Source organism: Pseudoalteromonas luteoviolacea (genome assembly GCF_001696455.1).
In the GTDB taxonomy this organism is placed as follows: Bacteria; Pseudomonadota; Gammaproteobacteria; order Enterobacterales; family Alteromonadaceae; genus Pseudoalteromonas; species Pseudoalteromonas luteoviolacea_C.
Window position 1 is genome coordinate 513,052 of sequence record NZ_MAUJ01000003.1, and the last position, 21,811, is coordinate 534,862.

Consider the following 21,811-nt stretch of genomic DNA (forward strand, 5'->3'; position numbering starts at 1 on the left):
TGGGCTGTTTTTTGAGTGTAAAGGGCATTGACAGTTTTACACATTAGCAGCATCAAATATTAGATTTAGCGCCTTTCTTCTCAAACAAGCTAAACATGCCGTTCATCCGCATACCCACCTAATACACCGTAAAGTGTATTTACATCAATGGGTTTGCCAATATGAGATACAAAGCCTTGAGACAAGTATCTATTAACGTCGTCCACCATAACGTTCGCTGTTAGCGCAATGACCGGCGTTGCGCCATTGAGGGCTTTAATTTTCTGTTGAGCCTCGATGCCATCCATTTCTGGCATATGGATATCCATCAACACTAAATCATATTGATCTTGCATAAAGGCTTCCACGGCAAGCTTACCATCCGCAACGAGCGTTAACTCAGCTTGAGTTGGCCGCAGCATAGCTCGAATGAGCGTTTGGTTGATGGCATTGTCTTCTGCAATTAAAATCTTTTTCCCCACCAAGTTAGGCGCAGTGAGTGACTTCTGAATGGTGGATACGGTATCGTCTGCCGCTTTCTCCAAGGGCAGTGTCACCTCTATTCGGGTTCCTTGACCAAACTCACTGAATATCTTGATATCTCCCTGCATGATTTTAATTAAACTAATGGTTATTGACATGCCTAGACCAGTCCCACCATATTTACGTGTTGTAGATGAATCCGCCTGACTAAAGCGCTCGAAGATGCGCGCTTGTGTCTCTTCAGTCATACCAATACCAGAATCTAGCACCTCGATCTTCACCGCTTGTTGATGCGAGTTCGATATTCGGCTGAGGACCACTCTGACTTCTCCCGTGTTGGTAAACTTAACCGCATTGGATGCGAGGTTCAGTACGATTTGCTTTACTCGCACAACATCTCCCATCCAGCCATCAATAAACCCCTCATCAACAGAGGTGATAAAATTGATATTTTTGCTACTGACAAGTGCATCCAAGTCATATTGAACAGACTCTAGCACTTTGCGCAAAGAGAACGCGTTGTGCTCTAAAACCAGCTTATTGTCTTCGATTTTTGAGTAGTCCAAAATATCATTAATAATGGTCAACAAGCTTTTTGCAGAATAGGCAGCATTGGAAAGTATGGTTTTTGAATTTTCATCTAACGATATATTTTCCAGTAACTGCAAGCCACCAAGAATTGCATTCATTGGCGTACGGATTTCATGGCTCATATTAGATAAAAAGTCCGATTTGGCTTTTGTAGCCAGCTCCGCTTTTTCTTTTGCTTCTTTTAATGAGTTTCTGATCTTTACATTTTGATCGATATTGGAGATCGATCCAGCCATCTCTTTTAGATCGCCAGAGCGGGTATAGTAAGGTGTTCCTCTACCTCTAAACCACGCGTATTCTCCCTGTTTGTTGCGCACGCGATATTGGATCTCAAACGTTTGTCTGTCTGCAATAGCTTGATTCACTTTATCCAGCGTTTTATCGACATCATCAGGGTGCAACATGGTCTGGAACAACGCGAAAGTCGGTTCAAACTCTTGCGGTTCAAAGCCCAGCATTGTAAAAAAGTTATCCGACCATTCTACTTTATCGTTAACGGGATCCACCCAATGCCAAAATCCATCCTGAGATCCTTGCGCAACTAGTTTTAATTTATTCACTGCTAATTTGAGTTCTTCTTCCTTGACACGCAAGTCTGAAATATCTCGAAAAATAGACACCACAGCTCCGGTGTAGCATTGAAAATATACAGTAGAAAAGACGCTGTCGATCCGCTCGTCGGCATAAGTCAGCGATTCATAATCAAAGCTTCCTCCTGTGCTGGCCACCTCTGCCATACGCGCAGGTATATCTGTTCCAGCCAATGCTGGAAAGGCCTCGACTAATGTTTGGCCAATCAAGGGGGCATGCTCAAACCCTAAAATGTTTTCCGCAGCGCTATTAAACCCTTTAAATGCGAGGTCCCCCGCCTCATTGAGTTCCCACAAATGGTAACCCATAGGCATGTTACCAACGACACTCTGGCTATAGCGTATTTGGTTTTCCAATTCATCTTGAACACGCTTCAAATCGGTAATATCGGTCCCACAACCAATCATCATTCCGTTTGAAAGCCGAAAATTAGCCCATAATTGCCGCCTTTCTTCTTTGTTTTTCACTTGTACGGGATATTCTCGAAACTTTCCTTCGGTGGCTGTAATATCGATAAACACTTGCTGGCGAATCGCATCATCAGGATAAAAATGCTGCATGAGATCTGGGGTGTTTTTCGCTTCTTCAAAGCTGTAGCCAAGTTGGTTCTCGCAAGAGCGATTCCATAATAAGCATCGCCCATTTTCATCGAATGAGTTAACCATAATGGGTAACAAGTCGACGAGCTCCTCAAATAACAGGTGTTGCTCTGAAGTATTCCTCTCTGCATGCTTCTCTTCTGATACTAATGTTGATTGCTGTGAAGCCTTTACTTCGTAACAAATACCCGATAACGCAATCAAGCTGTTATGCTCGTCAAATTCAGGTAACGCGAGACAAGCAATCATTACGGCAGGTATACGTTCGTCTTTGGCCAAGCGAAACTTTACATCAACCTCTTGGCCTTTATTGACAGCCAAAAGAAATGCTTGCTGCACGACTTCTAAATCGTCTTCATGACAGTGCAACACGATAAATTCTGGTGCGGTTGTGCCTGTTCGAGTATTCATCGATTTGCCTTGCGACAATCCGAACAGCTGTTCAACCACATCATCCACCAGCGCTTCACCACTTTGTAACTCCCACTTCCATTGCCCACCGCCCAAGGATTTGGTGAGTAAAGAAAGCATATTCTGAGCGTATTCCATGTGAACAACCAACTGTTTATAAAGGGATAAACAAAAACTTATAGATATGAAGTGTGGTTGAACACAGAGCAATAGTAAAGCAAATAACGCATCGTTTTTGTAACGCACGAACGGTGCTAGAATTTGCGATTAATCGTTAGTAAATTAATTCACTTTGCGGGTGTTAGCATAAAACTTAGACACACACAGCTTGAACAACCAATAACAGCTTTAGATACCTGCGCAGTATGCCAATAGGTAGCTTGGGTGGAACAAGTGCTCTTTTAAGTTGCTAAACAACATCCATTGGTAATCGACAGCAAATGAAATGAGTGCGCAAAGTGCGGCATAAGACATCGTTTTTCGATATACCCATGAACCAATCAAAGCAGCAAACATTGAGGCAAACCCTTGAGGGTATAACACACTGTATAACTGTAGCCAAAACCCCCCCCCAGGAGCAAATGGATAGGTGATTGAGTCATAATAAAAGGGGTGAGGCTTAACGATGTAAAGCCCCATAAATGCACACACCAAAATTGCGAGGTGCTGAATTAAACTAATCAACCGATGCACGCCATTAACCCCTTATAAACCCCAATACGTTATTGGCCCATTGTCACAAATGTGCAGAGTGGGTTCTGTGATAATCAGTCCAAAATAATCCATCTTTTCGAAGCGCTAATCATCGAGCCCAAAAGCCAGTTTAACTGTGCTTTTCGAGATAATACTCAGCTTTTCCAGCCTCACCAGAGGTAAATTGCCCCTGCGCACCGACTATCGAATGTTTAGGCTCACAGCTCACGACTTCAAACTCACTTGTGGCAACCCCTTGACTAAACTTGCCCTTATGCGAGAGTACCAAAATATGACGTTGCGCACCCAATTCTGTTTGTATCAGCTCGATACCGCTGAACAGGGCATTTCCTTCTCCGTCATACACCATACTGTACTGGAGTTCACCAGTGCCTTTTATATCCCCTTGATACTCTTGCTTCACAACTGCGGTAGTCAGTTTGCCGACCGTCAATACAAGCATTGACTCACGCACTTGCTCTTGCCAGTCTGTGATTTGAAATTCACCTTGCCACTTCATATTTCTCTCCGAGATGTTTTTAACTTTCAATTACATTAACATGGCGCGGTATGGTGGTATTGTAAAAACGCGTCACTCGTTGCTAGTTATGGGGACTAAATCATGGAACAAAACAATCAGCTTATCAGTGGTGTGCTACATCAAACCAAAAGTGCCCCAAATTACACGTTAAGACGTTACTTTCCATCACCTCAACTCTCGAGCCTAGTTGAACAGTACTGGTTGGTTAATTGGGATTTACCCGAGGACTCACAACACGTCCAGAGAAATTTGCCAGATCCAAACTGTCATTTGACTTTTTTACCGAATAAATGCGAATTCCTTGGCCCTGTTAGTAAAGTCTACGACTATACAATGCATGGGCAAAACGGAATCATAGGCGTGAAATTTAAACTCGGCGCATTGGCTTGCGTATTACCAAACCCGATTGAACATTACATGGATACCGTTATTTCAATGCCCAGCTTTTTACACTGTGACTTAGCTGCTCTGTCTAAAACTTTAAGCCAAACAGACAATGATAAGGCCCGAGTCCATGCGCTTGAACAAGCCCTTGAGCCGCTTTGTGGCTATGTGAAAGTGCACCATGTTCAACAGTTAAGTGCGTTAGTTGAACGTATAAAAAGTAATGACGATATATACACAGTCGAAGATCTCGCACTGCAAAGCGGAGTGTCTAAACGCACCTTGCAAAGACAGTTCAAACAATACATCGGTCTTTCCCCAAAGTACTTGATCCGTAAATATCGACTGCACACCGCTTTAACGCTATTAGAGCGACACCCCAATGACATACATCATTTGGTAAACAAGTTAGATTATGCTGACCAAGCTCACCTGATCAAAGACTTTAAGAATATCCTTGGCATGACACCTGGCGCCTATATTGATGATATCTAACCTTTATATTCAGCTCATATTTATAAATGTATTCAAGCTGATACAAAAGCCTTGTTGTGGTTACAAAATACAACAAGGCGTCACACCCCTTTGCATGAGATTGGATGATTGCAACATGCAATAAATTTATACTTTTCCTCGTTGAGTAAGTGCATACCAGCTACCGCGCTTTGTAACCCAAGCAGGTATCCATGCAATTGTTTAACATGTTGATTTCCCCATGTCTTTTAAAGACTTTTTGGCGCGCAGTCTCTGCGCGCTTTTTTTATTGGTTTTAAATCTTGCCACTTAAGTATTCCCCAGTGAGATTTTTTCCAATTAACAAAATAACTTAACACTCAAATCCACTGGCACAACGCACAATATCAACTATATTTTTGCATACATCTAATACGTAATGACTCGGTGGCATATGATCTTTTCATCAAGGACAGAACGTCTTAAAAGACAAACAATTCAAACGAAATACGACCTTATTTTTAATAATCAGCCCATATTGACACTAAATGATGATGGTATGATCAAAGAAGTGAGCGATGCACTTCTCAAAAAACTCGGTTACCAACGCCAAGAGTTAATTAATAAGTCATATAAAACCATACTCAAAACAACGTTAAATTTTGATCGTCACAGTATCGCTAACAACCCACCCACTGAAGTGCAAGGACTCAGTAAAAATAAACAGCCCTTGTGGTTTCAAACAACCCTGTTAAGCACCTATGATTACACTCAAAACAACACAACACATGACGCAACTTTGTTATTGGTGCTGCACGATATAACCAATTATAAAGAGGCAAACTCAGACTATGTCGGCAAGGTCGATGCAATTGACCGTTCACAGGCCGTCATAGAATTTAATATGGATGGCACCATCATTCATGCAAATGACAATTTTCTGCAGGTCATGGGTTACGAACTATCCGAAATAGTGGGTAAACACCATAGTATGTTTGCCGAGCCTGACTATGCAATCAGCGAGGAATACAAACAGTTTTGGCAGAGTTTAAATCGAGGCGAATTTAGTAAAGGCGAGTACAAACGGCTTGGAAAAGGCGGCAAGGAAGTTTGGATCCATGCATCTTACAACCCCATCTTCGATCATCAAGGGCAGCCCTATAAAGTTGTCAAATATGCTTCAGATATAACGCCGAGTAAGATACAAGCAGCCGATTTTCAAGGGCAATTACAAGCCATTGGCAAGTCGCAGGCTGTCATTGAATTTAATATGGATGGCACCATCATACACGCCAATGAAAACTTTCTGCTGACGATGGGATATACATTAGAGGAAATTGTGGGGCAACATCACAGTATGTTTGCCGAACCTGATTACGCGGCAAGTTCTGAATATCGAGCGTTTTGGACAGAGCTAAACGCGGGGAATTTTAGTTCGGGTGAATTTTTACGCAGAGGGAAAAACGGCAAAGAAGTGTGGATACAAGCTTCTTACAACCCTATTTTAGATTTGAATGGTAAACCGTTTAAAGTTGTCAAATATGCCTCCGATATCACAACTCAAAAAGCCCAAGCCGCAAATTATGAAGGCCAGCTCCAAGCCATCAGCAAGTCTCAAGCCATTATTGAGTTCAATATGGATGGCACCATAATCACAGCGAATGACAACTTCTTGCAAACAACAGGGTATACACTTGAAGAAATCCAAGGTCAGCATCACCGTATGTTTGCAGAGCCGGACTATGCGAACAGTCAAGCCTATGCTGACTTTTGGCAGCAATTAAATCAGGGTAAGTTTGATTCAGGTGAATATCAACGCGTAGGTAAAAACGGCAAGAAGATTTGGATCCAAGCAACCTACAACCCTATCTTTGATTCACACGGTAAACCCTTTAAAGTCGTCAAGTTTGCTACCGATATCACAGCACAAAAACTGCAAGGCGCTGACTTTGCTGGTCAGCTTGCGGCCATCCATAAATCACAGGCCGTTATCGAGTTTAACATGGACGGCACCATTATCGATGCCAATGACAATTTCCTAGCGACAACTGGCTATACACTAGATGAAATTAGAGGCAAACATCATAAAATGTTTGCGCTGCCTGAATATGCCAACAGTGCAGAGTATCAGCAATTCTGGCAGCACTTAAAGCAAGGCCAATTCGACAGTGGTGAATATCAACGTATTGGTAAAGGCGGTAAAGAGATTTGGATTCAGGCTTCCTACAACCCAATCTTTGATACAAACGGAACGCCTTTTAAAGTTGTTAAATACGCAACGGACATTACCGCAAGAAAACATGCAATCTCCAGTATTAAAGCAGCAATTATGGCACTCGCAGAGGGCCAATTGAACCATGGGATTGATGATGACCTCGGTGGTGAATTCAATATCTTAAAAGATGCAATGAACGGCTTGATGAGTAATCTAAATAGTATGGTACTCGAAATCACAGAGGCTTCTAATCAGGTTTATCAGGGCGCACAAAGTATCGCCTCAGGCAATGAACAATTAAACAGGCGCACAGAAAATCAAGGTGCTAGTTTTGAAGAAACGGCTTCAACCATGGAGCAATTAACGACAACCGTGCAACAAAATGCCAAAAGTGCAAAAGATGTTTCACTCCATGCCGAAGAGGTCATGAAAAAGGCCCAACAAGGCGGCGAAACTGTCTCGGACGCAGTAAATGCGATGAGTGATATAGAGGCATGCAGTAGCAGCATTTCAGATATTATTGGCGTCATAGATGAAATAGCATTTCAAACCAATTTATTGGCACTCAATGCTTCTGTCGAGGCTGCAAGAGCTGGTGAAGCAGGCAGAGGTTTTGCGGTTGTGGCAAGTGAGGTGCGTAATTTAGCACAGCGCAGTGCATCTGCTGCCAAAGAGATTAAAGGGCTCATTCAAGATAGCTCCGAGGCCGTTTCAAAAGGCAGTTTGCTGGTGGCGGCATCGGGCGATACATTTAAGCAACTCGTAAAAGTTGTTCAAGAAGTAAACTTGATGATTTCAGAGATCACAGAAGCAAGCCAAGAGCAATCTGATGGCGTTGCTGCGGTTTCATCCACCATTGCGCAAATGGACAACGAAACACAGCAAAATATTCATTTGGTTGAGCAATCTACTCATGCAAGCCAAGTGTTGATCCAGCAAGCCCAACATTTATTGCAACAGGTATCTAGCTTTAAGACCAGTTCCAATCAAGCGCTATTGTTGGCCCCTGAGTCTAAAGGCACACTGAGGTTAAGCGCAGGGTAAAGTCGTTGGAATAAATAGCGATACTTTTTCAGCTACCGAAAGTATCGCTCTTATTTCATTATTACCATTCGTATCCATAAACAACGCAGGCTTATTCATCGGTCATACACGGCTATAACATGGCATCAATTTCATCCTCTTTGATATCTAGGAGCGCTTCCAATTCTAATAGGCTGATCTCTCTGAGTTGATATCTACGTTCCTGTTCCAAAATATACAGCACATATGATGAGCTTGTAATAAATAGCTCGGGCATAATACTTTTTGCACGTTTCATCACAATTAGTCGCTCGCTCAACTCGGTCAACGACTCCTGTGATAAATTTTTAATGAATATATGCTGAGACATCAAGGCATCCAAATATTCAGGGTATACCAAAGGGTTTTTCTCAAAAAACGCTGCTTTTTGTTCTTTGGTGACGCTGTTACTTGATTGCCCTTGATAATGATCAAGCAATAAGGTGCTGTATTCTTGGCTTTCTTTAACAACCGCTTCTGCTGCATAGAGTAACTTTATCAAGTCCTCTCGCTCTTTCTCATTCGCGTCATAGTTACTGATGGCAATCGCCAATAATACACCGATCAAGGTAGCAACTAAGGTTAACGCAAAATTGCTTGCCAGCTCATTGCGAAGCGTGAACTTTTTGAGTTTAGGGATGAACAATATGCTGCTGCATAATATTAAAACCGCTGTGGTGACTAGATAAATCATGTTCTGTTTTCTTGTTATCTTATAAATAAAGCAGAGTTCATTGACTCAGATAATACTTGATAAGTGATCTACAATGAAAAACTAAATATTGGCTAGTTCGCGCTGTAACCAATCACTGAATGTTTTAATGCGTAATACGCGTGGTGACGCCAAATCATACATAAGACGATACTGCGCTCCAGGTTCAAGCCCATTGGAATAAGGCTGTACTAGCATACCTTGCTCAATGTAGTGTGCAGCTTGTTTGGCTGAACCTAAACAGACACCGTGACCTGCAAGTACAGCACTCATTGCAACATCAATATTATTGACTCGCAATACCTGACAATGGCTGATATCGGGCGCTATGGATACATGTTCAAACCACTGTGGCCAGTACTCTTTTGCTGCATAGTCGATTAACCAACAGCGCTTTAAACTGCCCGGATCTGTCGCATCTAGCTGTTTCGCAACACTGGGGGAACATAGCGGTACGATGGGATCGTCAAAAAGTATCTCACAGTGATATTCAGGATAAGGGGTCCTTCCATAACGAATAGCGACATCAATCGTACCTTGGCGCAAATCTTCTGTCTCTTTAGAAGTGACTATTTTCAAAGTAATGTCCGGGTAGGTCATAGCAAACTTCCACATCCGTGGAACGAGTACTAAGGACGCAAAAGATTGTGTCGTCGTAATCGTCAACTCACCTGCAAGTGACTCATATTGAATTTTTTTAAGGCCATCAACAATACAATTGAAGCCTGTACAAATAGCCTCATTCAATACTGCGCCTTGTCGAGTTACATGCATACTTCGACCTTTGCGATAAAACAGTTTGCATCCTAATTGACCTTCAAGCTTACGAATTTGTTGGCTTATCGCAGCCTGTGTAACGTGGAGTTCTTCAGCTGCTTTACTATAGCTTTTCAGCCTTGCAGCCGCCTCTACCATACGAAACCCAGAAACATTAACCAGCTCTTTATACATAACTTCTGCTTATATTAAAGTTAAATTTATATCGTTCGAGTTACCCAGTTTTATATCACATAATTTCACTTTCAGCAGCCAGCGAGATAGAAAAATGAAATATAAAATGACTGATAAAGATATAAAAAATATAGGTAAATCCGAGAACTTACTACAAAAGTGGCTTAGGAAAATTAGTCGAAAGCTAAATTTAGAACATATGAACACTTACAAATAAAATAAGCTGAATTTATATAACTTCATCAACCTAGTCACCTCAGGGAGAAGCTTAGATTTACGCGCTTTAAGGTCAATAATCTGACAAAATGGTAAGGCCAGTGACTATTCGAACTATTTTTGACTGTGATCTTTGCAACCTGATTTCACGTACTCTATGTTTAAAGCAGACACTGTAGTCTTGCTATGGAATAAGAGGTAAGAATCGCATGATCAAAGGAATTATATTCGACTTGGATGGCACACTTGTTACTTCTAGCTTGGATTTTGCGATGATGAAAGCACAGCTAGGGTGTCAAAGAGAAGATGACCTATTAGAGTTTGTCGCCTCACTCCCTTCTCCTTACATGCGTGAGGAAGCCATGTCACTCATACATCAACACGAGCTGCATGACGCCAATCAGTGTTCATTTATTCCCGGAGCGCAACAAGCGGTTGAAACTCTGCACAACCAGGGCTTCAAATTGGCTATTGTGACAAGGAACTTTTCAAAGGCTGCTCACATTAAGTTACAACGTTGCAATATGCCCATCGACATTATAGTGACGCGAGATGATGCCCCGGCCAAGCCAGATCCGTCAGCACTACACAATATTGCAAAACGTTGGAATTTACACAGTAACGAATGTATGTATGTGGGGGACTATTTATATGACATCCAAGCTGCACATAATGCAGACATGGTGTCATGCCTTTATGTCCAACAAGACGTGCCAGATTATGCACGTTTCGCTGATTATATTTTACCTGACTGGACGCAATTCCCCGATTTAATCGCACAAATCAACATAAAAGCATTACATCAATTGGCGTAAAAAGGCCAAATTGCTACTTAATCTTGAAGATAGCTTCTCTCAAACCCAATAGGGTATAGCCCAAAGCCTTCAGTCTTGCTAGAATCTTGGCCATTAAAATTTCAAATAACGAGAATTAAGATGGGTAGAGCATTTGAAGTCCGCAAGAACGCCATGGCAAAAACGGCAGCGGCAAAAACCAAGGTCAATTCTAAATACGGTAAAGAGATCTACGTTATCGCAAAAAATGGCGGTGCAGATCCTGAAACAAACCTATCCCTTCGCCGTTTGATTGAAAAAGCTAAAAAAGATCAAGTTCCAGCACACGTTATTGAAAAAGCAATCGAAAAAGCAGCTGGTGGCGCAGGTGAAGATTACTCACCGGCACGTTACGAAGGTTATGGACCGGGTAACTGCATGGTTATCGTTGACTGCTTAACAGATAATCCAAACCGTACTATCAAAGATGTACGTTTACCATTTACCAAAACAGACTCAAAGATTGGTAGCCCGGGTTGCGTTGCACATATGTTTGACCACTTTGCTATTTTAGGTTTTGCTGGCGATGATGACGAAGCAGTCCTAGAAGCACTGATGATGGCTGATGTTGATGTCACTGATGTGGAAGTTGAAGATGGTAAAGTGTCAGTATTTGCGCCAAATACTGAATACTTCAAAGCTAAAACAGCACTGACTGAAGCGTTTGAAGGCATCACGTTTGAAGTGGATGAAATCACATGGATCCCACAAACACACGTTGAAATCGAGAATGAAGACGACGTAGCAAACTTTGAAAAGTTTATGACGATGCTAGAAGATTGTGATGATGTACAAAACGTTTATCACAACGCAATCGTTAAAAAGTAATTATCCATATTACTAAAAAAGCAGCGTATGCTGGCTTTTTTAATGACAAATTAAAGGTCAAATGTTCGAGAAACTGAAAAAGCAATTCGTTCGTCAGAGGTATCAGAGTCTATTGACGTATCTTGCGCGGCTACCTCTATGTCGAAATTAGAAATACTCGTTGAATAAGCTAATTCATAGTAGTGATAAGATGTATCACTGCCATCCCAGCTAAATTTGTCACCATCTAAAGAGTTTGAAACGGTATAACTAACCGTGATGTCGTGATTTTCTGCAATTGAAAAAGCATGGGAAAGAGACGTAATCGTATGACCTGCTTCTGTACCTGCATAATCCCAACTATAGAAAAAGTTAAAGCTCGTTTGACCCAAAGCATTTTCGTAGCCAAATTTTGTATACGCCTCAGGGTAGTTTAAATCACTGGAATCATCCCCCCCATAATAGCTGTAGTAAGCTATTCCAACATCTAAACTCCACGTGCTACTTAGATCAAAAGTGCGTCCAAAATAGATATCAACTTCAACATCAGTACCATCACTAAAATCAACGTTTGATGCCCAAGATCCTGCGTACCAATTCGTTTTTGTGTCGCTGTAATCTAGACTCGCCTGAATAGCAAAGTCATTTTCTGTTTGGCTAATACCGTTAAATGTATAGTCTGATGCACCTGAAATAGTGGAAGACCAATCAGCCACCGCCAAATTAGACATCAGAGCAAAAGGAAGCACACAAAGGGGAGTTCGCAGATTTTTTATCATATTATTTATCTCAATGGACGTGAGTATATTACTACCACGATATTTCACTGTGATTTTAAGACCAACTCTTTAAATCACATTTTTACTTTTGTTGTTAAAGTTTAGTGTAATTGGCAGGTTAGACAAGCGTTTTCACCTAGTCTTACCTTGCATTTTTTACAATTAAAATTGTTATTTTAGCAATTTTAATTCAGATTATAGTTACTCAATGAAGACGAATCAAAAAGAAAAAAATAACTAATAAAAAACTATCATTTACAAAAAAACCATAAAATGCATTAAGTTATAAATAAAAAAGCAAGAAGACACACTTAATACAGCTTTATTTCTCCCCTAATAACACCTAAAACCCCAGAATATATTATTTACCATTTCGCATTTAAATAACCTAAATAGACACTCGAATCATATAAATGAAATCAAACTTTAACTTTTTGCATATTAACTATGCTAAAAAAGCAAAAGTTAGAGTATTTACTTATGAATATATCCCGTCGTAGTTTTATCAAAGGTGGCGTTGTGCTATCCAGCTTGCCGTTAACACTCTCTTTGTCTGGCTGCACATTTTCTGAGAGTCCATTTAGCCACGGTGTTGCCAGTGGTGACCCACTTGATGATCGCGTCATTCTTTGGACTCGAATTACCATACCCAAAGAAATTAGCGACAAAGTTGACTTAGAAGCACTCTCCGTCAAGGTCATTTGGCAAGTAGCCTCCGATACGAGCTTTTCGTCTATCGTCGCCTCAGGCCATGTAATTACTTCTCAAGAAAACGACTTTACAGTGAAAGCCGATGCCACCGGACTTCGTGAAAACACCCGCTATTTTTACCGATTTATTGTCGATGAGTTAGAAAAGCCCTTGATTTCTCCTGTTGGCAAGACGAAAACGCTCCCAAGATATGATGTATCGAAAATAAAACTCGCCATGGCATCTTGCTCTCATTTTAGTTATGGCTACTTTAATGTTTACGCACGAATTGCTGAAATTCCTGATCTTGATGCCGTACTGCACTTGGGGGATTACTTATACGAATACGGCAACAAAGATATATATCGCAACCCCTTTCTTTGGAATCGCAAAGTAGTACCTGCACATGAAATGGTTAGCCTGTCAGATTATCGCCAGCGCCACGCTTGCTACAAAACAGATGAAGATTTGCAGACACTACATCAAACACACCCCATGATTTGTATATGGGATGATCACGAATTTACCAATGACACATGGCAAGGTGGCGCCGAGAACCACAATGCAGGCGAGGGCACTTGGCAAGCCCGCAGCCAAGCGGCAATCCAAGCGTATTACGAATGGATGCCAATCAGAGAGCCAAATAGTCACAGTCATGAAAAGGCATACCGACGTTTTAAGTTCGGTGATTTAGCCGAGCTCAATATGTTGGATACACGTTTGGTTGGGCGCGATCAGCAAGTTGAGGTCAATGATCCAGCCAGACTTGAAGCGCAGCGTACACTGCTTGGCCATGAACAAGAACAATGGTTACAAGACAATTTATTCGACGCCAAACGCCAAGGCGTAAAATGGAAATTATTGGGCCAACAAGTACAAATGATGCAAATTCAAATGTTGGGTAAACCCATCAACACCGATGCGTGGGACGGCTACCCTGCGGCACGAACAAGACTGTTAGACTTTATAGAAGCGAATAATATAGACAACGTCATCGTCCTCACAGGAGATGTGCATTCCTCATGGGCAGCGAACATATGTAAGGACCCTTATGACTGGAGAAAGTACAATCGATTCACTCATGATGGTGCGCTTGCCGTTGAGATTGTTACATCTTCCGTCACTTCTCCATCTATCCCAGTACCAGGACTACAACAACTTGTCGGTGATGTTGGCAAAATATTAATGCCAGAAAATCCACACATACGTTATGTAGATTTGGCCAATAGAGGGTTTGTTACTTTAGATATCAATTCGGAGCGGTTAACCGCAAATTGGCACCACGTTCCATTTGTTGGATTTAAAAACGATCAGGTACATATTGGCAAACAATTTACCGTATACGCGGGCAAAGCAAAGCTACAATAGCACACATAAATTCATCAACCTCCCTTGAAAGCCCGGCATACGGGCTTTTTAAAATTATTTTTATTTTTTTCAGTTTTTTTCTTGAAAATCATTTTGACCGTCCATAGATAGTGTATTGAGGACGCCGATAGGGTCCCAAACCAAATTAAGAAAATTGTTTTAACCTTGTTTGCTGGTTCATGCGAAGAGTAAACAAGCATTATCGCTTTAATTGAGGATATATTATTATGCGCAACGTAGATCTAACTCCACTTTACCGTTCATTCATTGGTTTCGACCACCTAGCTTCACTTATGGATCGTGCAGCCCACAATGGCAAGCAAGCAAGTTATCCACCTTACAATATTGAAGCCCTAGACCAAGACAAATATCAAATTACCATGGCGGTCGCAGGATTCACCAACGATGAATTGCATATTGAGTCTGAAAACAACACACTCAGAATAAAAGGCCAAAAAGCCGATAAAGAGCAAAAAACCGAACGTAAATTCATCCATCAAGGCATTGCAGAGCGCAACTTTGAACAAAGCTTTCAACTAGGCGATCACGTACGAGTGATCGGCGCAGAGTTAGAAAATGGCTTACTTGTCATCAGCCTTGAAAGAGAAATTCCAGAAGCATTAAAGCCGAGAAAAATAGAAATCGGTAAAGGTAAGCTTCTCGAAAACGAAAGCTAAACCAACCAAAACTTGATGTTGATTACCCCTGGATAAGCCGCTTTTGCGGCTTTTTCTGTTTCATGTAAACCCCCTTTACATTTTTTAAATATTATTAATAGAGAACATTGAGTTCGGTCTTCCGAGGTTTACTCATTTAAACAGGTAAGCTTTACGGATGTCAGCTGAGTGATTGAATACAGACGTCATGGCTCAAACAGCTATTCCAATTTGAGTTAAAAAATTGTTTGGTAATGCAGATAATAGGCATCTTTGGATTTATGAAGATGCTCTGATGAGACGTTAATTTTTTCGAAATTGACATACCAATTCAGCTTTCATAATACAAAATCTGGCATATATTTATTGATATGAAAGAAAGTGTTTTGTTTTACAGTGAGACTATTTAAAGTGTCCCTTTAGCTCAAAGCAAGGTGAAAAATAAACAAGCCCGAAAATTGCTTTTCAGGCTTGATGTAATCACCGTTTTATAGGTCAACTTTACTGCATAAATCCATATTTGCCTTATCTTTTAATTTTAAGCAATACATCGACGTTTCATTTACTTCAATGCCATTAAAAGCAAAAGTTGAGAACCAGCTAAATACCAACGCTAAACTGATCAAAGCGTACTTTTTGTAAGGAGGGAGTGTTGCCATTTTAATTACCTAGAATCACTTCTTGACCAACTGCTAACAGTTGGACTCATTAAACTTTTATCACACGCCTGTAATCTTCATTCGAGTTACAAACGCATTGACATTATTGGAAAATGCGTACGTTTTTAATTTCACCAATAAAGGGATAAGTACCTTTTACAGGAGAGCCGATACTGAGCGGAATATCATTTTGCTCCGGCAGAACCACAGCTTTTGAGCCAAGAAACTGACCGTCGATATATAGCGACAGCAGATTTCCATTTAAGTGCATGACCAGCTTGTGCCACTTGCCGTCTGCGTAGTTGCCCGCGTTGACGCCTTGACCATTAACTCGAGCGCTTATCACGCCTTGTTTATTAACTTGAATGTAGTAGGGGTTTTTCGTGCCATAGTTCCCTTTAGACAAAGCAAAACCAGCCTTTTGAGTACTCCAAGTATCGTATTTAAACGCCAATTCAATGCGACTGAAACGGTCAATATCGCCCAACTCGACACGCTGACCGGAACCATTGAATGACCCTTGATAATCGCCAAACACTTGCCCATGAAGACCATTACCAGATAGATCACAAACACTTTGTTCAAGTGACCACGCACCAGCAAGACCCTCGCCAGTGATGCGTTTTGCACAGCGACGCTGATTTAACTGAGCATCGAAAAGGCTATCAATATCCGTTACAGGCTGAACATGCGCTTGTGGCTCATCAGCCAAGCTTAAATCATACCTTTGTTGGCTTTCAAAGCCGTTAAAGCCGGCACCATTTAAACCCACAACATACGGCATAATCACTCGACCATACTTGCTGTCATGACGCATAAATGCCCACTTTTCGATATTATCGTTTTGCGCTGTGTTGGTTACATTCCAAAATACTAAGTGCTTTAAATGATTTGGCTGAGACCCCTCCGAGCCCCCCATAAACCCATAGTTCCATCCGCCTTTGCTGTTCTCAATAAGATTACTGTAGGGCATATTTGCATGTAAGTTGTGAAAGCGTTTCTCTGAATGCGTTGAACCTGAAATCACATTTCCCGTAGCTTTATGTGAAAAACCAGCCGCATGCCAATGTTCAGCTTGGTCATCAATATCACGAGCCAATACATGGGTAGACGAGTTAATATCTAGACTTAAATGCCCCGGATTTCCGATAAATTTAATATCTTGTAATGTCATCGCGGCACCATTTACCACAGTAATTCCTTGGTTTACATCGACAATATCCACATTTCTCAGCCAGCCATTTGCAACACGAGAAATGCGCAATGCACTCCAACCTCCATCATGAACACCGCTTAAATGGTGCTTAAATGCTGCCTGCCAATTACCTTGGATAGTGAGGTTTTCAATACCGATATTTTCTACTAACGTTGCCTTTTTTAAACCCCAGTATCCATCATTTTGAATCTCATGATGAATTGGCGCCGCAAAGGTGATTAACGCACCGTCAATAGCAGTAATTTGATGGTACTCTTGGGAACGTAGTCCTTTTTTAATTAGTCCCCACTTACCGTCTAACTTGTATGGTGATAATGCTTTGGCGATTGTTTCTTCACGAGGGTCAAAACGAGACAATTGTACCCACTGTCCTACTTTTAGCAGGCGACTGTCACTGACTCTTACTGTACGAGTTGAGTGTCTCGGGTGTGCAGACGTAATATCAGTGATAAACCTTTCGCCACTAGGAGACACCACTTTTTGGCTAACTCCCTTAACGCGTGGGTCACGGTTGTCGTAGTTATACCCTATTTCGAATAAATAGGGACTTGTCCACATTTTTGATGGATAAACCAAATCAAGATGCTTATCCATATATAAAATACTTTGCTTGCTTTCACCTCGTAAAATCATGTTGCCGCGAGACACCTTAATCGATGCATTTGCGCGGCTTTTTCTTCCAGCGGCAGTATCGGACATATCAAGATGAGCAATATCAGCGTGTGTATTTAAATCATATATTCCGTTGGGAAAATAAATAATTGCACCACTTCCGCCTGCATCAATGTATTTTTCGGCCGCAGCAATCGTATCTCTTATAGCTTGCTTATCCGATTGGCCTAACTTGATATCAGCACCAAAGTCGGTCACATCAAATGTGCGATACCCTAAGCTGTCTACTTCAGGAATAGGGTGGTTTGAAAATTGGAAACCTGCATATGAGTAGTTTGCTAAAATCTCGTCATCCAAGATTTTAGAATTGGGATCTCTTAGATCAGATTGCTCAGATCTGGATTCCAGATAGGTATGCCAAAAATCGTTTGCATACCCTTGTATAGGGAACGAACTTGCAATAGCACAGAGTGCCGACACAAGCGTTTTGTTTGGAAAGTTTTTCATCTCTAACCTCAATTTGCTAGTGATATAGCGATATTGAGTAGATCTGGCACACACATCCTTCATGCGTATTCATAACATTCCATGATTATGAAGCAACCCCGCTATCGTGGACTCTGCATAAAAATACAGCGCCTTTAGACCGGAAGCTTTGCGTCCTAGGCTTTCACCCAGTTTGCCAGTAACTACAGTTTGTGTAAATTTTAAAAGGAATTTATAGGAAGGTTCCAAATACGTCAAACGAAAATTAGAGCAAAAATCCTAATTCATTGTTCAGTCGGGAATTAAATTTCGTACTAACTCGCTTTAGACACATTTTTACTTTCTCGTAAAAACCACACATACCCAATAAAGAAACAAACATATTACTTGTTAAAGCACATGACAAGAATTTTTTATCTATGCTATCTAAATAGCCAACCAGCACTCGAAGGTGAATTTTAAGTCAAAATAAACGCATAAGAATTCACAATGTATACAATAAGCCATATGCCTTCATGGCTGACAACGAAAGGGCTATTAATGCATAACAAAGTCATAAGCTTACCCTTGAAAAGCGTAATGTGAATCGTGCACCACCTAGCAATGGGCAGCTATCAACCTCAATTGAGCCAAGATAGCGCTGTACTATTTTGGCGCTAAACGCCAAGCCAATACCAAACCCACGCTCTGCGCCTTGATTAAGCCTGACAAAAGGCTTAAATATTGCCTCTCTTTGTTGTGCATTAACGCCATTTCCATCGTCACTTATTGTAAATATGACGCATTCTTTCTCTAGTATTACTTTTAGTAAACATCGAGTGTGGCCATATTTAATGGCATTTTCGATAATGTTAGAAATAGCCATAGATAGATAGCTTTGCTCAGCTTTAATATAAAAAGCAGAGTTTGGCATTTGCACTTCAAGTGCATCATCAAAATTGCTCATAACATAGTTATTGAGCAACTTCTGTCCATCTACCGTCACAGGCTTGGCTTCATCTAAGCTATGTTGAAGTCGAGCAAAGTCAAGCATATGAAGCAGTAATCTCTCCATTTCATCCAATTGATTATTAATTCTAGCTTCGTATTTTCCTCTAAGTACTTCATCATCGGTTTCAACTAGAGTGTCTAACCCCATTCGGACTCGTGCCAAAGGTGTTCTAAGTTCATGAGACAAGCCACCAGCGAGCAGCTTAACATCATCCATCAGAACATTAATTTTCTCGGCCATTTGATTGAAAGACAGTTCAATATCACGCAGGTACCAGAGAGTACCCACCTTCAGACGGATATCCAGTTGCCCCTCACCAAATCGAGTGGCAGCTTGCCTTAGTTTTATAAGACGTCTTATAAATGGCGCAATAAATGCCAACATAACTGCGATCAACAACCCGTAGAATGAGAGTGTTAGGCTTAAACTATGATCGTTTTCAAGCGGTTGCTTATCATATTGATAAATAAGGATTGCGCCCCCTTTGGTTAAGATGTGGACCATCACTTGCTCTTTCGTTTCCAAATAAACGACCTCACCAAGTTTAAGCTGTTGATTGAGCTGCTCAGGCAGCGGGTAAGCATCCTGCTGTCGTATGATAATAGACGCACCGCGATTATTGTCTTGGGGAAAAGCACTCAAATCAATGTTATCACGGGCGGCAATGGCACGAAGTAGAGGTAAAACAAGCTCAACCTCCTCATTTGCAATAGGTTGAGCCTTTTCGATATCTGACGTATAAACCTGCTCAATCACCTGACCTAACAAAATATTCGCGAGCAATAAAACGCCCACCAGTGCGACAGCAAAGCGCCACATAATGCCTCCTTACCAAACATCTTTTGCGAGCTGATATCCTTTTCCCCATACGGTGGCGATTTTATAAGGCTCTTGTGTATCCCCTAGCTTTTTGCGCAAACGTGATACGCGCAGATCGATTGAGCGGTCGAAGCCATCATATTCGAACCCGCGTAGCTGTTGGATCAGAGCATCCCTTGTCACCACTGAACCAGCATGTTGCGCAAGCACCCATAAAACATCAAACTCGTTACTGGATACTTTGATATTGAGTCCATTGAGCCTGACATTTCTGGTATCCGGATTCACTTCAAGCTGACCTAACACCAATGATGAATTCGGCATTGCGCTACTCGAGGTGCGCCTGAGCAGGCTCTTTATCCGCGCCTCAAGCAGCCGACCTCTCACAGGTTTAGTAAGGTAGTCATCTGCCCCCATTTCTAACCCTAATATTTCATCGACTTCTTCATCTCTGGCAGTAAGCATCAAAATAGGAAGAGCCAGCGAGCTTCGTAATGCTCGACAAACATCTAAGCCATCCATGCGCGGTAGCATTCCATCTAAGATCACTAAGTCGGGTGGGTTGAGTTTTATCCCCTCAAGCCCAGAGATCCCATCGTGATACACGGTAACCTGATATTGCTTCACCTCAAGATATTCCGTTATCCACTGCGCTAACTCTACATCATCTTCAACTAAAGCAATCCGAGTTTGATCCATTATCAATCCTTAAAACATGCGCCAGCGTACGGCTTTATTTTTGCGCTTTTTATATATCCACGCATATTTTACTTTGCCGCTGTAAATCATTTGGTGATTGCTGTCTTTCAAGCTCACGGCAACATCGGTTTTCATTTCTAACTCATTTTTCCACAACCCAGCTTGAGTGGACTGCCAGCACTGAGCTTTAACATCATCGACAAATAGACAGAAATCGCCTTTTAACTCAGTTTGCCACTGCACTTCAATATCAATAAAGCAACTTTGGCCTTGTTCAAGTGCGACACATTGGTCAGGCTTTAACATAAAGGGGGCTGTTTTTTGCTCAGCGTTTACAAAGGCAGAGAAGAGCAAAAATAAGTATGTATATTTAATCATAATACCCCCCTAAAACACGTAGCTCAGCGTCAATGCGATATGACGACCAAGTTCGCTACGGTTGGGGTTATATGTTTTTGCTAGCTGTGAATAGGGGCTATCATCGATGCTACTGGCGTAGTCAGTGATTCCAACGGTCCCATCTAATACCCAAGCGTCATTTAGAGGTTTGGTAAAGCCAACTTTTAAATGCGTGTTAACGCCACCTGAGGCATCATAAGGTTTAAGCATTACGGCACTATCAGGTACGCCATAGTAGTAGTCGAGCATGTTGCTATTTCGATACTGTAGCCCAATCGACCCATAAAAATGCCAATTTTTATATTGCCAAGAGCGAGCAAGCCACGCGGACGCATATAAACCGTCGTTATATTCGCTATTGTCAGCATTAGGTGCAAAAATTGCCTGAAATTGATAATTACCTACCTCACCAGACATTCTCAACCCGAGATAGGCAGTGAGGTCTTTGTCACCACCCTCTTTTGGGTGAACACGATACTCTAGTGGCCCATGCGCCGATGAGTAAATTAAATCAAATTCCCAGTCATCGGTATTATAAAGGTTGTAACCCATAGCCCAACTGGGTTCGAACTTGTTTGCGTTACCTGGCACCTCAATAAAAAGTCCATTTTCAAAATAGTAGTTACCACTGACAACCAAATTGGTTCGAGTATCGATATCAGACAACAACCCGCCACCGTATGAGAAACTGGCACCCAGCGCTAAAAACCCGCCGGCTTCACGTTTATTACTAAACCCTTGCCAAAAATCGGTCTCAGATTGGGCATGCACATTACCAGACAAAAGGCAGGCAAACATACCCGCGTATATAGGCTTATTTTTAAATTTAGATAACATAGCAATTTCTTTTTATTGTGTACTTGCTAATTAATATATTGAATGCGCTGCAAAAATAGCGTGTCTTATTATACCAATG

General features: G+C 41.5%; 18 protein-coding genes and 1 riboswitch. Of the genes, 6 read left to right on the plus strand and 12 right to left on the minus strand.

Annotated features, from left to right (window positions below; genetic code table 11):
- Positions 1–89 precede the first annotated feature (89 nt).
- The 3 genes from A7985_RS12905 to A7985_RS12915 all read right to left on the minus strand — a co-directional run bounded on the left by A7985_RS12905 (position 90) and on the right by A7985_RS12915 (position 3,867).
- Positions 90–2,792 carry a PAS domain-containing protein gene (locus A7985_RS12905; protein ID WP_081310555.1) on the minus strand — a complete coding sequence of 901 codons (2,703 nt, stop codon included), beginning with the start codon at positions 2,790–2,792 and terminating at the stop codon, positions 90–92.
- 210 nt (positions 2,793–3,002) lie between these two features.
- Positions 3,003–3,347 carry a hypothetical protein gene (locus tag A7985_RS12910; protein ID WP_065790861.1) on the minus strand — a complete coding sequence of 115 codons (345 nt, stop codon included), beginning with the start codon at positions 3,345–3,347 and terminating at the stop codon, positions 3,003–3,005.
- A gap of 130 nt (positions 3,348–3,477) precedes the next feature.
- Entirely contained in the window at positions 3,478–3,867 is a 390-nt protein-coding gene (locus A7985_RS12915) for a DUF3224 domain-containing protein (protein ID WP_065790862.1), read from the minus strand.
- A gap of 102 nt (positions 3,868–3,969) precedes the next feature.
- Here A7985_RS12915 and A7985_RS12920 point away from each other — a divergent pair, with 102 nt between their 5' ends.
- Positions 3,970–4,767 carry a helix-turn-helix transcriptional regulator gene (locus A7985_RS12920; protein WP_065790863.1) on the plus strand — a complete coding sequence of 266 codons (798 nt, stop codon included), beginning with the start codon at positions 3,970–3,972 and terminating at the stop codon, positions 4,765–4,767.
- Positions 4,768–5,179: 412 nt separating this feature from the next.
- Entirely contained in the window at positions 5,180–7,984 is a 2,805-nt protein-coding gene (locus tag A7985_RS12925) for a methyl-accepting chemotaxis protein (protein ID WP_081310556.1), read from the plus strand.
- A 112-nt stretch (positions 7,985–8,096) separates the two neighbouring features.
- Here A7985_RS12925 and A7985_RS12930 read toward each other — a convergent pair whose 3' ends face one another.
- Positions 8,097–8,696: a hypothetical protein gene (locus A7985_RS12930; protein ID WP_065790864.1), complete on the minus strand. Its 600-nt coding sequence runs from the start codon at positions 8,694–8,696 to the stop codon at positions 8,097–8,099.
- A gap of 81 nt (positions 8,697–8,777) precedes the next feature.
- The gene (locus A7985_RS12935; RefSeq protein WP_065790865.1) at positions 8,778–9,665 is read right to left on the minus strand and encodes a LysR substrate-binding domain-containing protein; all 888 of its coding nucleotides are present in this window, start codon (positions 9,663–9,665) and stop codon (positions 8,778–8,780) included.
- A 425-nt stretch (positions 9,666–10,090) separates the two neighbouring features.
- Between A7985_RS12935 and A7985_RS12940 the strand changes: the two genes are divergently transcribed.
- Both A7985_RS12940 and A7985_RS12945 read left to right on the plus strand, forming a co-directional pair.
- Positions 10,091–10,696: an HAD family hydrolase gene (locus A7985_RS12940; protein ID WP_065790866.1), complete on the plus strand. Its 606-nt coding sequence runs from the start codon at positions 10,091–10,093 to the stop codon at positions 10,694–10,696.
- Between the two features lie 120 nt (positions 10,697–10,816).
- A complete protein-coding gene (locus A7985_RS12945) occupies positions 10,817–11,542 on the plus strand; it encodes a YebC/PmpR family DNA-binding transcriptional regulator (protein ID WP_063357996.1) in 726 nt (241 codons plus the stop codon).
- Between the two features lie 50 nt (positions 11,543–11,592).
- Here the strand turns inward: A7985_RS12945 and A7985_RS12950 are convergent, their stop codons facing one another.
- Positions 11,593–12,309 (minus strand): TorF family putative porin, encoded by a 717-nt coding sequence (locus A7985_RS12950; RefSeq protein ID WP_065790915.1) that lies wholly within the window; start codon positions 12,307–12,309, stop codon positions 11,593–11,595.
- A gap of 471 nt (positions 12,310–12,780) precedes the next feature.
- On the opposite strand from A7985_RS12950, the gene A7985_RS12955 reads away from it, so the two are divergent.
- Together A7985_RS12955 and A7985_RS12965 are read left to right on the plus strand one after the other, a co-directional pair.
- The gene (locus A7985_RS12955) at positions 12,781–14,358 is read left to right on the plus strand and encodes an alkaline phosphatase D family protein (RefSeq protein ID WP_065790916.1); all 1,578 of its coding nucleotides are present in this window, start codon (positions 12,781–12,783) and stop codon (positions 14,356–14,358) included.
- Between the two features lie 227 nt (positions 14,359–14,585).
- Positions 14,586–15,035, plus strand: a complete 450-nt coding sequence (locus tag A7985_RS12965) for an Hsp20 family protein (protein WP_063372865.1) — start codon at positions 14,586–14,588, stop codon at positions 15,033–15,035.
- 467 nt (positions 15,036–15,502) lie between these two features.
- Here the strand turns inward: A7985_RS12965 and A7985_RS26500 are convergent, their stop codons facing one another.
- From A7985_RS26500 to A7985_RS12990, 6 genes are all read right to left on the minus strand, one after another.
- A complete protein-coding gene (locus A7985_RS26500; protein WP_176716740.1) occupies positions 15,503–15,673 on the minus strand; it encodes a hypothetical protein in 171 nt (56 codons plus the stop codon).
- 103 nt (positions 15,674–15,776) lie between these two features.
- Positions 15,777–18,008, minus strand: coding sequence for a DUF4955 domain-containing protein (locus A7985_RS12970; protein WP_065790868.1), 2,232 nt, complete (start codon positions 18,006–18,008; stop codon positions 15,777–15,779).
- An 88-nt stretch (positions 18,009–18,096) separates the two neighbouring features.
- A riboswitch (cyclic di-GMP riboswitch) is annotated at positions 18,097–18,195 on the minus strand.
- A 345-nt stretch (positions 18,196–18,540) separates the two neighbouring features.
- Positions 18,541–19,797: an ATP-binding protein gene (locus A7985_RS12975; protein ID WP_065790869.1), complete on the minus strand. Its 1,257-nt coding sequence runs from the start codon at positions 19,795–19,797 to the stop codon at positions 18,541–18,543.
- Positions 19,798–19,806: 9 nt separating this feature from the next.
- Positions 19,807–20,496: a response regulator transcription factor gene (locus tag A7985_RS12980; protein WP_065790870.1), complete on the minus strand. Its 690-nt coding sequence runs from the start codon at positions 20,494–20,496 to the stop codon at positions 19,807–19,809.
- 9 nt (positions 20,497–20,505) lie between these two features.
- On the minus strand, positions 20,506–20,874 hold the full coding sequence (locus A7985_RS12985) for a DUF3019 domain-containing protein (protein WP_065790871.1): 369 nt from the start codon (positions 20,872–20,874) through the stop codon (positions 20,506–20,508).
- Between the two features lie 9 nt (positions 20,875–20,883).
- Positions 20,884–21,732: a MipA/OmpV family protein gene (locus A7985_RS12990; protein ID WP_065790872.1), complete on the minus strand. Its 849-nt coding sequence runs from the start codon at positions 21,730–21,732 to the stop codon at positions 20,884–20,886.
- Between the last annotated feature and the right edge of the window lie 79 nt (positions 21,733–21,811).